Source organism: Candidatus Coatesbacteria bacterium (assembly GCA_014728225.1).
Lineage (GTDB): Bacteria > RBG-13-66-14 > RBG-13-66-14 > RBG-13-66-14 > RBG-13-66-14 > WJLX01.
Map to the genome: position 1 here is coordinate 22,813 of WJLX01000141.1, position 13,705 is coordinate 36,517.

General features: G+C 66.2%; 14 protein-coding genes. 3 read left to right on the forward strand and 11 right to left on the reverse strand.

Annotated features, from left to right (window positions below; translation table 11 throughout):
- Positions 1 to 29: 29 nt before the first annotated feature.
- From rplV to GF399_10350, 11 genes are all read right to left on the reverse strand, one after another.
- The gene (gene rplV / locus GF399_10300; protein MBD3400705.1) at positions 30 to 371 is read right to left on the reverse strand and encodes a 50S ribosomal protein L22; all 342 of its coding nucleotides are present in this window, start codon (positions 369 to 371) and stop codon (positions 30 to 32) included.
- Positions 372 to 480: 109 nt separating this feature from the next.
- Positions 481 to 765, reverse strand: a complete 285-nt coding sequence (rpsS, locus tag GF399_10305) for a 30S ribosomal protein S19 (GenBank protein ID MBD3400706.1) — start codon at positions 763 to 765, stop codon at positions 481 to 483.
- Positions 766 to 858: 93 nt separating this feature from the next.
- Positions 859 to 1,722, reverse strand: a complete 864-nt coding sequence (gene rplB, locus GF399_10310; protein ID MBD3400707.1) for a 50S ribosomal protein L2 — start codon at positions 1,720 to 1,722, stop codon at positions 859 to 861.
- 54 nt (positions 1,723 to 1,776) lie between these two features.
- Positions 1,777 to 2,067, reverse strand: a complete 291-nt coding sequence (gene rplW, locus GF399_10315) for a 50S ribosomal protein L23 (GenBank protein ID MBD3400708.1) — start codon at positions 2,065 to 2,067, stop codon at positions 1,777 to 1,779.
- Positions 2,064 to 2,687, reverse strand: coding sequence for a 50S ribosomal protein L4 (gene rplD, locus GF399_10320; protein MBD3400709.1), 624 nt, complete (start codon positions 2,685 to 2,687; stop codon positions 2,064 to 2,066). Before rplD ends, rplW begins: the two co-directional genes overlap by 4 nt.
- Before the next feature lie 3 nt (positions 2,688 to 2,690).
- On the reverse strand, positions 2,691 to 3,311 hold the full coding sequence (gene rplC / locus GF399_10325) for a 50S ribosomal protein L3 (protein ID MBD3400710.1): 621 nt from the start codon (positions 3,309 to 3,311) through the stop codon (positions 2,691 to 2,693).
- A 67-nt stretch (positions 3,312 to 3,378) separates the two neighbouring features.
- Positions 3,379 to 3,690, reverse strand: coding sequence for a 30S ribosomal protein S10 (gene rpsJ, locus GF399_10330; protein MBD3400711.1), 312 nt, complete (start codon positions 3,688 to 3,690; stop codon positions 3,379 to 3,381).
- Between the two features lie 117 nt (positions 3,691 to 3,807).
- Positions 3,808 to 5,010, reverse strand: coding sequence for an elongation factor Tu (tuf, locus tag GF399_10335; GenBank protein MBD3400712.1), 1,203 nt, complete (start codon positions 5,008 to 5,010; stop codon positions 3,808 to 3,810).
- 486 nt (positions 5,011 to 5,496) lie between these two features.
- Positions 5,497 to 7,539 (reverse strand): elongation factor G, encoded by a 2,043-nt coding sequence (gene fusA, locus GF399_10340; protein MBD3400713.1) that lies wholly within the window; start codon positions 7,537 to 7,539, stop codon positions 5,497 to 5,499.
- A 674-nt stretch (positions 7,540 to 8,213) separates the two neighbouring features.
- Positions 8,214 to 8,684 carry a 30S ribosomal protein S7 gene (rpsG, locus tag GF399_10345; GenBank protein MBD3400714.1) on the reverse strand — a complete coding sequence of 157 codons (471 nt, stop codon included), beginning with the start codon at positions 8,682 to 8,684 and terminating at the stop codon, positions 8,214 to 8,216.
- A gap of 3 nt (positions 8,685 to 8,687) precedes the next feature.
- On the reverse strand, positions 8,688 to 9,059 hold the full coding sequence (locus GF399_10350) for a 30S ribosomal protein S12 (protein ID MBD3400715.1): 372 nt from the start codon (positions 9,057 to 9,059) through the stop codon (positions 8,688 to 8,690).
- Between the two features lie 502 nt (positions 9,060 to 9,561).
- Between GF399_10350 and GF399_10355 the strand changes: the two genes are divergently transcribed.
- The 3 genes from GF399_10355 (at position 9,562) to GF399_10365 (ending at position 13,004) form a co-directional block, all read left to right on the forward strand.
- Complete coding sequence (locus GF399_10355; protein MBD3400716.1) at positions 9,562 to 11,649, forward strand: tetratricopeptide repeat protein; 2,088 nt, start codon at positions 9,562 to 9,564, stop codon at positions 11,647 to 11,649.
- Positions 11,649 to 12,302 (forward strand): hypothetical protein, encoded by a 654-nt coding sequence (locus tag GF399_10360; protein MBD3400717.1) that lies wholly within the window; start codon positions 11,649 to 11,651, stop codon positions 12,300 to 12,302. Before GF399_10355 ends, GF399_10360 begins: the two co-directional genes overlap by 1 nt.
- A 195-nt stretch (positions 12,303 to 12,497) precedes the next feature.
- The gene (locus GF399_10365; GenBank protein ID MBD3400718.1) at positions 12,498 to 13,004 is read left to right on the forward strand and encodes a hypothetical protein; all 507 of its coding nucleotides are present in this window, start codon (positions 12,498 to 12,500) and stop codon (positions 13,002 to 13,004) included.
- The last annotated feature ends 701 nt before the right edge of the window (positions 13,005 to 13,705 follow it).

Genomic DNA, 13,705 nt, shown 5'->3' on the forward strand with positions numbered 1-13,705 from the left:
ACGTCTCTTTTCCCCTCGTCGGTGGTTGGCTAGGCGGCGGGCTCGGCCAGGCGGACGCGCAGCTTGGAAGTCCGCTTGAGGACGCGACCGAACATGCCCTTGGCCTTGTAACGCATCCGTTTAAGCGTGGGCCCCTGGTCGACCTGCAGATCCTTGATGATCAGGGTGTCCAGATCGAGGACGCCGTCAAGGTCGTTGGAGGCGGCGTTGGCCAGGGCGGAGTTGAGCAGCTTGCGGATGATCGGCGCCGAGGCGCCCTTCATGTAGCCCAGCATGGCGATGGCCTCGTTGACGTTGCGACCGCGCACGGCGTCGGCGACGCGCCGGAGCTTGAAGGGTGAAATGCGCACGTATTTGATCTTGGCCTGCATGTTGCGCTCTCTTTGGCGGAAGGCTCTGTCGTTCGAGCCGGCGTAGAGGGTCAGGGCGACGGCGTCGGCGTCGGCCGGACCGCTGCCGGTGAAATCGGCCCCTCTTCGGTTACTTGAGCGAGGTGGAACGGGCGGTCTTGCCGCCGTGGCTGCGGAAGGTCCGTGTCGGGGCGAACTCACCCAGCTTGTGACCCACCATCTCTTCGGTGATGTAGACGGGCACGTGCTTGCGGCCGTTGTAGACGGCGATGGTCTGGCGGATGAACTCGGGCGGGATCGTGGAGCTGCGCGCCCAGGTCTTGATCACCCTGCGTTCGCCGGTGCGATTGAGTTCCTCGATCTTGGCCAGCAAACGGGCGTCTACGTAGGGCCCTTTCTTGATGGATCTGGACATCGGTTGGTCTGCTCCTCCGGCGGTCGGCGTTGTTGACGGCCGCCAGGTTTGTCGGACCGGCGCCGGCTGTCCGGCGACGGAGCGGCTGATGGGCTACGAGGTTTTGACCTGACCCTTGGCGCGGGCGCCGCCCTGCTTGCCGCGACGACGGCCCAGGACCATGTAGCGGTTCTTGGACTTGCGGGTGCGCTTGCCCTTGGTCAGCTTGCCCCAGGGGGAGCTGGGGTGGCGACCGCCCGAGGTGCGGCCCTCGCCGCCGCCGTGGGGGTGGTCGACGGGGTTCATCACCACGCCGCGGACCTTGGGACGCCGGCCGAGCCAGCGCTTGCGGCCGGCCTTGCCCAGGGCGACCTGGTTGTGCTCGGCCAGGCCGACCTGGCCGATGGTGGCCCGGCAGTTGAGGTTGACCAGGCGGACCTCGCCCGAGGGCAGGCGCAGGTGGCCCCAGTCGCCCTCCTTGGCGGCCAAGCGGGCCCAGGCGCCGGCGCTGCGGGCCATCTGCCCGCCCTTGCCGGGCTTGAGCTCGACGTTGTGGACCAGGTGGCCGACGGGGACGCTGCGCAGGGGCATGGCGTTGCCGGGCTTGACCTCGACGGCCTCGCCGCTGATGACGGTGTCGCCGACGGTCAGGCCGCGGGCGTGAAGGATATAACGCCAGTCGCCGTCGAGGTACTTGACCAGGGCCAGATTGGACGAGCGGTTGGGATCGTAGTCGATCGAGGCGACCACGCCGGGGACGCCGTCCTTGGTGCGCTTGAAGTCGACGACGCGGAGCTGGCGTTTGTGGCCGCCGCCCAGACGCCGCATGGTGATGCGGCCGGTGTTGTTGCGGCCGCCCTTGCTGTGCTTGGCCTTGCGCAGGCCCTTGGGCGAGCGGGCTTTGTTCAAGCCGTCGGCCTTGAGCCGGGTGGCGTGGCGGGTGCCGGCCGAGGTCGGCTTCATTTTCTTGACGGACATCGTGGGCTCCTTGGCGGCTGAGTTCCGGGGCGCCTGGCCGCCGGAACGGCTCGCTTAGGCGTTCTCGAAGATATTGATCCGGTTGTCCGGGGCCAGGGTGACGACGGCCTTCTTGTAGGCGGCCGTGCTGCCCTCTTTAAAACGCTGGGTGCGCTTCTTGCCGGAGAAATTGGCGGTGTTGACCCGCAGCACCTTGACCTTGAAGGCCTCTTCGACGGCGTGCTTGATCTCGATCTTGTTGGCGTCGTGCAGGACGATGAAGTGGTACTTGTTGCGGTCCTCGCGATCGAGGGAGGCCTTGTCGCCCAGCACGGGGCGGATGAGGATCTCGTGGGGCTCTCTCACCGGGAGTCACCTCCGAGCTTGCCGGCCAGGCGCTCGGCGGCGGCGCGGGTGAAGACCAGCTTGCCGTGCCAGAGCACCAGGTGGGGGTTGAGATCGTCGACGCGGGTCAGCCGGCAGCCGGGGATGTTGCGGCTGGACTTCCAGAGGACGGCGTCGCCGTCGGTGGTGACGAGGAGAGGCTTCTCCCGGGCGTCGAGGTTGCCCAGCACCCGGAAGACCTCACGGGTTTTGGGTTCGTCGATCCGCCACTCGTCGAGGATGCGGATGTCGGTGGTGCGGCAGCCCAGGGCCTCGGCCAGGGCGCGGCGCCGGACCTTCTTGGGCAGGCGCTGCTCGTAGCTGCGCGGCCGGGGCCCGAAGGTGATGCCGCCGGTGCGCCAGATGGGGCTGCGCCGGGAGCCGTGACGGGCCCGGCCGGTGCCCTTCTGCCGCCAGGGTTTGCGGCCGCCGCCGCGCACTTCGGCGCGGGTCTTGGTCGAGGCGGTGCCGCGGCGCCGGTTGGCGTGCAGGGCGCGGACCACGTTGGAGACGGTGGTCGTGGGACCGTCGAGCTCCTCGAGGGGCAGCTCCAGCTCGCCGACGGATTCGCCGTCACGGTTGAAAACTTCGAAGGTCAGCATGGTCTAGCTCCGAACGCGGACGATGATCCGTCCGCCCTTGGCGCCGGGGACGGCGCCCTTGACGTAAAGCAGATTGTTTTCGGCGTCTACGCGGACGACTTTGAGGTTGCGCGTCGTCTGGCGCTCGTTACCGTAATGCCCGGGCAGGCGCTTGCCCTTGACCACCTTGGAGGGCCAGGCGCAGGCGCCGATGGAGCCCGGGGCGCGGTGGAAATGAGCGCCGTGGGTGTTGGGACCGCCGGCGAAACCGTGGCGTTTGACCGCTCCGGCGAAGCCGCGTCCCTTGGTGCGTCCGATGACGTCGACGGCTTCAATTTCGTCGAAGAGGGAGACGTCGACGGTGTCGCCCGGTGTGTAGTCGTCGTCGGCCTCACAGGGAACCTCGGCCAGCCAGCGCCGCGGTTCGAGCTTGCGCTGCTCGAACTGGCCGCGCAGGGGCCGGGTCAGCCGGGCGGCCTTGACCTGGCCGTAGCCCAACTGAACGGCGGTATAGCCGTGGCGGTCCGGGGTTCGCACGTCGGTGACGGTGCAGGGGCCCAACTCGAGGACCGTGACGGGCACGAGGGCGTCCTCGACGTAGATCTGGGTCATTCCCAGTTTGCGACCTAATAAGCCCTTTACCACTTTGACTCTCTCTTGTTCGGGCGTCCGGTGGGGGAGCGTGCGGGCCGCTCCGGCCGTTGCGGCGCCGTTAGAGCTTGATGTCTACGTCCACGCCGGCGGGGAGGTCCAGACGCATCAGGGCGTCGGTGGTCTCCGAGGTCGGCTGGAGGATGTCGATCAACCGCTTGTGGATGCGCATCTCGAACTGCTCGCGCGACTTCTTGTCGACGTGGGGCGAACGGTTGACCGTGAAACGGTGGATCCGCGTGGGCAGCGGCACCGGTCCGACGATCTCGGCGCCCGTGGAGCGCACCGTGCTGACGATGTTCTCGACCGACTTGTCCAGCAAGCGGTGGTCGTAGGCCCGCAGACGAATGCGTATCTTGTCGCTGGTGGCCATAACCCTTCTTTGGTTCGTTATCCGGGGGATCGAGTCGGCCGGTGTGGCTACAGCCGCGGCGGACCCGGTGATTGACCGGGCGACGGTCGGCCGTCGCCCGGCCTGTTCCACTGACGCCTACTTGATGATGCCGGTGACGACACCGGCGCCGACGGTGCGGCCGCCCTCGCGGATGGCGAAGCGCAGCTCTTCTTCCATGGCGATGGGGGTGATCAGCTCGATCTCCATCTTGACCGTGTCGCCGGGCATGACCATCTCGGCGGCCTCGATCTCCTTGATGGTGCCGGTAACGTCGGTGGTGCGGAAGAAGAACTGGGGCCGGTAGCCGGCGAAGAACGGGGTGTGACGCCCGCCTTCCTCCTGGGTCAGCACGTAGACCCGGGAGGTGAAGTGGGTGTGCGGGGTGATCGACTTGGGAGCCGCCAGCACCATGCCGCGCTGGATGTCCTTGCGGTCGACGCCGCGCAGCAGACAACCGACGTTGTCGCCGGCCTCGCCCTCGTCGAGCAGCTTACGGAACATCTCGACGCCGGTGACCGTGGTGTTCTGGATGTCGTCCTGCATCCCGACGATGTCGATCTTGTCACCGACGTGGACGACGCCGCGCTCGATGCGGCCCGTGGCCACGGTGCCGCGGCCGGTGATGGTGAAGACGTCCTCGACCGGCATCAGGAAGGGTTTGTCCTTCTCGCGCTCGGGCTCGGGGATGTAGCTGTCCAGAGCGTCGACGAGTTCGAAGACGCACTTGACGTCCTCGTCGTCGCGGTCGCCGGAGCCGGAGTTGAGGGCCTTGAGGGCCGAACCCTTGACGAAGGGGATGTCGTCGCCGGGGAACTCGTACTCGGTCAGCAGCTCGCGGACCTCGAGCTCGACGAGCTCGAGCAGCTCGGGATCGTCCAGCATATCGGTTTTATTAAGGAAGACGACCATGCTGGGGACGCCGACCTGGCGGGCCAGCAGGATGTGCTCGCGGGTCTGGGGCATCGGACCGTCGGCGGCGCTGACGACCAGGATGGCGCCGTCCATCTGCGCGGCGCCGGTGACCATGTTCTTGACGTAGTCGGCGTGGCCGGGGCAGTCGACGTGGGCGTAGTGCCGGTTCTCCGACTGGTACTCCACGTGGGCGGTGTTGATGGTGATGCCGCGTTCCCGCTCCTCGGGGGCCTTGTCGATATCGTCGAAGGAGATGAAATCGCAGAGGCCGGCCTTGGACAGATTAAGGGTAATGGCGGCGGTGAGCGTGGTTTTACCATGATCAACGTGACCGATGGTCCCGACGTTGACATGGGGCTTCGTGCGCTCGAACTTCTGCTTAGCCATCTTGGTCTCCTCTAAATGGGCTCATGAGCCGAGTTTGGAAACATGCCAGCGTGTCTGTCTTTTTCAAAGGTTAAGTAATCAAGCTGCGAAAACTCGATACCGTTGGGTGGTCGCTTTTGGCTGTTCCGGAGCAAAGCCTTGTACGTTGCCGAGACGGTGCCGGTCCGGGCCTGGAAACGGGAACACGAACCCGACCGGCACTTGGCAGTCTTTGGCCAGGCTTAGGCCATGCTTAGCGGATCCTTCTGCGCGGATCCTCCTGCGGGTCCTCCTGCGGGTCCTCCTGCGGGTCCTTCTGCGGGTCCTTCTGCGGGTGCTTCGGTCGGCTACTTATGGAGCGTACTCCCGAGAAGTCCGGTCCTCACGGTCTCGACCGCACGCGGTCCCGCTCGTGAGGTGCAAAGGGCCGACAATATAACACAGGTCGCCGAGACAAGTCCAGCCCCAAAAGGTGCGCCCTGCGTCTTTTCGACCTGTGCGGGTCGTTTATTTGTCCCACCAGCGCCCCGGGGCGTCCTCGGGAACGGGATCATAACGCTCGAACTGCATGTGATAGGCGGCGCGGCCCTGGGTCAGCGAGCGCACGGCGGTGGCGTAGCCGAACATCGCCGACAGCGGCACCAGGGCGTCGATGATCTGGGCGCCGCCGCGAACCTGGGTCTCCAGGATCTGACCCCGGCGGGCGACCAGGTCCTTGAGCACATTGCCGACGAAGTCCTCGGGACAGGTGATCTCCAGGGCCATGGTCGGTTCGAGGACCACGGCGGCGGCCTGTTCGCAGGCCTGATGGAAGGCCCGGAAGGCGGCGGCCTGGAAGACCTCGGGCGTCGAGGCCTCGTCGTCGTGGCGCGCCCCGACGAGGCGGGCCTTGACGTCGACCATCGGATAGCCGGCGACGGGGCCGGAGAAGGTGCCCTGACGGCAGCCCTCGGCGATCGCCGCGTGGAAATCCCGGGGCAGTTCATCGATATCGCCGGTGAAGGCGAAGCCGGCGCCGGATGCGTTGGGTTCAACGGCCACAGCGACCTCGGCGAACTGCCGCCTGCCGCCCAGCAAGCGATCGAGGGTGAAACGGGCCTTGCCGGCGGCGGTGACGGATTCCTTGTAGGCGATCTGGGGCTCGCCGACGCGACAGCCGACGTTGAACTCGCGCCGCAGGCGGTCGACGATCACCTCGAGGTGCAGCTCGCCCATGCCGGAGATGATCCGTTGGCCGGTCTCGGCGTCTTCGTGAACGGTGAAGGTCGGATCGTCGGCGGCCAGCTCGTCCAGGGACGCCTCGAGCTTCTTCTCGTCCTCCGTCGAGCGGGGCTCGATGGCCACGCGGACGACGGGCTCCGGGAATTCGATCTCGCCGAGGACCAGGGGGTACCGGGGATCGCAGAGGGTGTCGTTGGTGCGACAGCCTTTGAGGCCGACGGCGGCGCCGATCTCGCCGGGACCCAGGGTCTTGACGTCGTGCTTTTTATTGGCGTGCATCTCCAGCAGGCGGTTGATGCGCACCTTGCGGCCGGTGTGGCTGTTGAGCAGGACGTCCTTGACGCTCAGGGTGCCCGAGTAGGTGCGGAAGAAGGTCAGGTTGCCGACGAAGGGGTCGGTGGCCGTCTTGAAGACGTAGGCCGTGGACGGTTCGCCGGCGTCGGGCCGGCGCGTCTCCCGTTCACCGTTTTCCGGGTTGAGCCCGCCGACGGCGCCGCGGTCCAGCGGACTGGGCAGCAGATCGATGACGGCGTCGATGACCGGCTGGACGCCCTTGTTGCGCAGGGCGCTGGCGGCGAAGACCGGGTGCAGCTCGCTGGCCAGGGTGCCGGCGCGCAGGGCGGCCAGCAAGAGCCCGGGGTCCAGCTCCTCACCGTGAAGGTAGGCCTCGAGCAGCCCATCGTCGTAGTCGCAGGCGGCCTCGACGAGACGCTCCCGGTAGGGCGCGGCGTAGTCGCGCTCCCCGTCGGTCAGGGTACGGCGCTCGACGGACAGGCCCAGATCATCGCCGAAGGTGACCAGCTCCTCGCGGACCAGGTCGATGACGCCGCGGAACTCGTCCTCCAGCCCCAGGGGGATGGTGACGGGGACGGGGGAGGCTTCGAGTTTGTCGACGAGGTCGGCGACGGCGCGGTCGTAATCGGCGCCGATGCGGTCGAGCTTGTTGATGACGGCGATGCGCGGTACGCCGTAACGGGCGGCCTGGCGCCAGACGGTCTCGGACTGCGGCTGAACTCCCGCCACGCCGCAGAAGACGCCCACGGCGCCGTCCAGAACTCTCAAAGAACGCTCCACCTCGACGGTGAAGTCGACGTGGCCCGGGGTGTCGATGATGTTGATCCGGTGCTCGCGCCAGAAGCAGGTGGTGGCGGCGGAGGTGATGGTGATGCCGCGCTCCTTCTCCTGCTCCATCCAGTCCATCTCGGCGGCCCCGTCGTGGACCTCGCCGATCTTGTGAGTCTTGCCCGTATAGTAAAGGATCCGCTCGGTCAGGGTGGTCTTGCCGGCGTCGATATGGGCGGTGATCCCGACGTTGCGCACCCGGGCGATCTCGGCGTCGGTTTTCGCGCTGGCGTTTGTGTGGCTCGCTTTACTCACGGGTGATCCTGACGGCCGGGACGGCGTACGGCGGGTAAAGTCCGCCCAGAACCGGCCCGGCGGCGTCCCGGGCCGATGTCGGGTGGATGTCGGGCGTACATCCGCCGCACGGACGCCGGTGAGACCGCTGTCGTCTCGGCGGTTCCGTGCGCGATGGTTTAAGCTGTAGTTGCAGTCGCCCCATGGGCGGGTGCGAGGTCGGGCGCGGCCCGACACTGACCGGTCGCCGGCGAACCGTCTGCCGCCCGCTGATCGTCGCCCGCTGCCCGATGATATGCGTCGACGGGGTACGGCTGAGATCTCGGGGACGGCTGGGGTATGGCGCGGGGCCTATCTCAGCCCCTCCGGTCTTTCCGGGGGCCCTTGTCGGTCGGCGCTCCGACGGGAGACGTGCGGCGCGGCGGCCTTAGCGGGCGCTGATTATGGCTGGACGAGGTGCTTCGGCGGTCTCATTCGGGGTGCCTTGTCGATAAGGTCCCTGTCGAATGCCGACCGTCCTGGGATAGCGACCGTGCCGATTGCCCGGTCCCCAGTCCAGCCCACCCGGCTCGGTGGGGGGTTGACGAGTTTCCCGCCGCGCAGGCGGGACGGCGTCAAGACCCCGGGGAAGGGTGTTGCTGCTGCGCTTAGACGCGGAAGTGGGCGAAGGCCTTGTTGGCCTCGGCCATGCGGTGCGTGTCCTCGCGCTTCTTGACGGAGGCGCCGACGCCGTTATGGGCGTCGATCAGCTCCATGGCTAGCTTATTGGTCATGCCGTGCTCGTGACGCTTGCGGGCGAAAGAGATCATCCAGCGGATGGCCAGGGTGACCTTGCGCTCCGGCGAAACCTCGAGGGGCACCTGGTAGGTGGCGCCGCCGATGCGGCGGCTCTTGACCTCGAGGGTCGGCTTGACGTTCTTGAGGGCGTCCTGGAAGACCTGGAAGCCTTCCTTGCCCGTTTTCTTTTCGACGAGCTCGAGGGCGTCGTAGAAGATGTGCTCGGCGGTGGACTTCTTGCCGTCGTACATCAGATTGTTGATGAAGCGCGTCACCAACGGTGAACCGTGAAGTGGATCCGGGGTCAGCTTGCGCCGGGAGACCTTCTGTCTGCGGGACATGGGCTAACCCTCCTTCCGGGTGCCGTACTTGGAACGCTGCTGCTTGCGACCGCTGACGCCGATAGCGTCCAGGGTGCCGCGGACGATGTGGTAGCGCACGCCGGGAAGATCCTTGACACGGCCGCCGCGGACCAGCACGATGCTGTGCTCCTGCAGGTTGTGGCCCTCGCCGGGGATGTAGCTGGTTACCTCAATCCCGTTGGTCAGACGCACACGGGCGACCTTGCGCAGGGCCGAGTTCGGCTTCTTGGGCGTCACGGTCCAGACGCGGGTGCAGACGCCCTTGCGCTGCGGACAGGACTGCAGGGCCGGCGACTTGGTCTTTTTCCGGTGGACCTTGCGACCCTTGCGGACGAGCTGGTTGACGGTCGGCATCGGTGTTTCTACCTCGGATGCGTTGTAAGGGCGCTTAGCGGGAAAGAGTCCGGCGAGCGGTTCGTTACATCCACCCGTTAGCCCTTGGTAAATCGTAACTTACTCAGCAATAGCCTCAAAGCAGTGCGCTCGAAGGGCGATGAGAATAAGATAGCCTCCCGGAGTCTGTCAAGGTTTTTCGTCGGACAAAAGCGCGCCGACACACCGCCGACACAACTACCGGGGCGACCGCCCCCGCGAAAAATAGCATCCCTTGACCAAACGGTTCACCAGCGCCCGTACCGCCGGAACCGGCACGGTTTTTGCGGAGGCGGACCGTTAGCTTCCGTCGCAACGATCGCCGAGATGCAAAAACCGTGCCGGTTCCGGCGGCGGACGCTTCCAGCGGGGTGCGTAACGGGCGGGGCTGTTTTTCGCGGGGGCGTCTTGTTTCCCTGCGGCCCAGGCGTTAAACTGGTCGTTGTTTCATCGAGCAAGCATCCCGTTCTCCGATGAGGAGCTCATGAGTATTGAAACCGCAACGGCTGTGGTTGGGGGCGACGAGGGCCTCTGGGCTTGGATCCGGCGCCGCCGCTGGCCGCTCGTCATCTTTACCGTGGCGTTGGCCCTGCGGCTGGGTGCGGTGTTCACCCTGGCCGATGAGCCCCTGGGCATGGTCAACGTCGCCGACGCCTACAAGTACGAGGAGCTGGCCGACGAGATCCTGTCCGGGGACCTGCTGGCCGGTGACGAGGCCTTTTTTCATTCGTCGACGGGTTACCCCTACCTGCTGGCCCTGGTCTGGTCGATCTTCGGCAAGTCGCTGACCTTGGTGCGGGTGTTGCAGGCCCTGGCGGGGGCGCTGACGGCGGTGGTGCTGTTCGCGATCGCCCGGCGGTTGTTCGGCGGCGAAGCGGACACCGAACGGCGGCGCGGCGAGATCGTCGGCCGAATCACGGGTTTGGCGACGGCGTTCTACGGCTATCTGGCCTTCCTGGAATGGGACACCTTGATGACGGCCTGGGAGCTGCTGTTTCTGGCCTTGGCGCTATGGTTTCTGCTGCGCTTTTTGGACGAGCGCGGCTGGGGGCGACTCGTTGGCGCCGGAGTTTTCTGCGGCCTGGCGGCGCTGGGGCGGCCGAACACCTGGCTGGTGGCGCTGGTGTTGGCGGTGTTCCTCATCGTGTATCTACGGCGCAGCGCGGGCTGGCGCTGGCTCAAGGCCCTCGGCGCGGGCGCGCTGATCGTCGGGCTGTGTTTCGTCTTCATCCTCCCGGTGACCCTGCGCAACGCTGCGGTGGATGAGGAGGGCGTCCTGCTGTCCTGCAACGGCGGGGTCGTTTTCTGGATCGGCAACCATCGCGGCGCCGACGGGACCTTCAACGTACCCGATGAATTCAAGGACGAGCTCTACGCCGCGACGAAGCAACGGGCCGAGGCGATCCGCGGCCGTAGTTTGAGCGCGGCGGAGTACGACGCCTTCTGGTTCGACGAAGCGTTGGAGGAGATCTTCGCCGATCTGCCGGCGGCGATCGGCTTGATCGGCCGCAAGGCGCTGCTGTTGGTCAACGATTACGAGATGCCCAACCATCTCGACTTCTACTTCGTCCGCCGTCACGGCGGTTGGTGGTTCTGGCTGCTGCCGGTGGGCTTCTGGCTGTTGTTGCCCCTGGCTGTGGTCGGATTGGCCCGCTGGCGGCCCTGGCGGACGCGGCACTGGCTAGTCGGCGTCTACTTGTTGCTGTACGCCGTCATGGTGGTCGGGATGTTCGTCACCGGCCGTTACCGCATGCCGCTGACGCTGCTGTTGATTCCCTTCGCTGCTTACGGTGTTTATCATCTGATCGATGTTCTACGCAACCGTCGTTGGCGGGAGCTGCGTTGGACGGTGCTGTGGCTGGCGCCGGCGGCGCTGCTGGTCAACGGTCCCTGGCCGGCGGACTACCGGGTCGAGGAGGCCTACAACTGGGGGCGGCTGGCCGAGGCCCACCGACGGCTCGATGATCCGGCGGGAGCCGTGGCGGCCTATCAGGCGGCCATCGAGGAAGAACCGGACAACCCCTTCTTCTACAACAACCTGGGCCTCTACGCCCTGGAGCGTGGCGAGCTCGAGGAGGCCGAAGGACTGCTGCGACGGGCTTACGACCTCTCGGGCGGACAGCCGGACAACGCCGCCAACCTGGCCATCGCCCTGGCCCGCAGGGGGAAAACGGTCGAGGTCGTCGGTTTGCTCGAACGGGCCCTGGAGCGCCAACCCAACCATCTCGGCTGCCTGACCAATCTGGCGGCCAGCTACCTCAATCTGGGTCGTCCTGACCTGGCGCTGGAGTACAGCGCTCGGGCCCTCGAGCTGGGCGAGGCCGCGCCCCAGCTCTACAACGTCCGGGTCTACGCCCTGCTGGGCGTTGGACGGGCCGGTGAAGCGCTCGGCCTGCTGGAGCGGGCCCTGGCCGAACTGCCCGACGAGCGCTCCCTTTGGACCACGCGCAGCTACGTCCTGTTGCAGACGGGGGACGCCGCCGGGGCCCGCTCGGCCCTGCGGCGGGCCCTGGAGCTCGAGGGGTTGCCGGATCCGCGCCTTGACACTCTGCGCGCCCAACTGGGACTGTGATGCCGGCCTGGACGCCCCCCGAGCGGCCACCCCGGTCAGGCGACTACGCCCCCTTCTGGCGTTTGGCGGCCGCCCTGACCGAGGTCCGCGTCTTTCGCCTGCGGATCATGGGCCGGTCCGGCTGGATAAAACTGCTGGATACGCTGGGAAAACCGTTGGGCGTAGAGCTCTCCGGCTTCGACGCTTTCACCTGGAACGGAACCGTCCATCTGGCCGAGCGGCTGTTCGGCACCCGGGCGGGCTACCTGGTGCTGCGCCACGAGGCCGTCCACCTACTGGATCAGCAACGCCTGGGACCGCTGCCCTTCATCATCGCCTACCTGCTGTTGCCTCTGCCCGCGGTGATCACTCTGCGGGCGCTGTTCGAATGGCGGGGCTACCGCGAGACCCTGCGGGCCTACCGAGAACGCAGCCCCAAGCTGGCCCGGCGCCGGGCGGAGAAGCTCGTCCGCCAGTTCGCCTCGGGGCGCTACCTCTTCATGTGGCCCTTTCGCCGCGCGGTCGAGGGCTGGATCGAGCGGGAACTGGCGCGGCTCGAGTCCAGCGGCGGCCGGGCGCCCCGGGGGCTGGAAGAGCTGGAGCGCCTCACCGCCGCCGCTCCCCAGGGCGAAGGCGGCGACAGCCTTCCCGGCCCGCCCTCGATCATCGATTGAACCGGGTAGATTGAACCGGGTAATTGACCCCGCCCGCCGACGGTTGTATCCTTATTAATGTAACCTACCCAGCCGGAGGCAGCCATGAAACGGACAACCCTCGTTCTGCTCGGCCTGCTGTGCGCCGCCGGCGCCTTCGAAGTCGTCGTCGGCCAGGCCGAGACGCCCACCAACATCCCCTTCTGCGGCCACTGAGTGAACTCCTACCGAGTCCAGGATCTGGTACTCGCCCAGGAGATCTGCACTTCCGGCACGCTGACCGAGATCACCTTCCAAGCCGCCTCCGCCGCAACCAGGGCCGAGTTCAACGGTTGGGAGATGCGCCTCTGCCACACCTCCCTCGACGAGCTGACCGACAACTTCGCCGACAACTACGACGGCAACACCCCCCAGCTCGTCCACGCCGCCGACCCCCTCATCCTCTCCTGCGCCGTCGACGACTGGTTGACCCTCGAAGGTTTCATCACCTTCGAATACAACGGCGTCGACAATCTCCTCGTCGAGTACCAGTGGTCCGGCGACAACTCGACAGACATCGACACCTGGATGTGGACGGCGGATGGCGACCGCCTGCTGTACCACAAGTACCTGGACAGCCCGACGGGTTACCTGTCCACCAAGCTGCACCGCTTCCGCCTGAGCTTCGCGGACGCCGCCGTCGAACCCGCCAGTTGGGGTGAGATCAAAGCCGCAGGACTATAGAAGGTCAAAGATACCGCGGCAAACCGCCGTTGCGGACCGGCTCATTCTAATGGCGGTCGCCCCGTCCAAGGGCGACAACGCTGAAGCTCCAGTCATCCATCTTCCGCCGGCCGGACAGCCTTAGCCCGCCGGAAAACGGTCGGGCCGGACTCCGGCTGACGCCTACTCATCAATGACGACAGCTCGTGCTGTTTCCTGATCTTCCTTTTCGGCCCCCGCCTGTGCTCCAGCCTGTTCTCGCCCAAGGCCTAGGCCTCGGCCTCGGCCACACCTTCTAGGTGGTGGCAGCCGCGGACCTTTGACAAACAGCCTGTTTACTTATATGGGCTGGGGCCTTGAATCGGAGTTTCGACACTAGTCGAAACGCCGTCGCTACGAAGCAGCGCAGGCACAGGTTTTTGCATCTCGGCGACCGTTCAAGCTAATGATAACGGTCCGCCTCCGCAAAAACCCTGCCGGTTCCGGCGCCGCGGACTCGGGCGACGTCGCCGGTCGTTTGGACGCTTTTTCAAAGATCCGCTGCTTACGCAGTACGGCGGGCGGGGTTTGCCCCCGCCCGTTTTCTGTGTGGTCGCCCCAATTCATTCATCATCACTAGGAAAATCAAACTCCTCAGGATCGGATTCCTTAGGAAAGCTAAGACAATGATAGCTAGGTATTTTACCATCGTATGTTCCCTCCATTCTTCGTATTAAATCAAA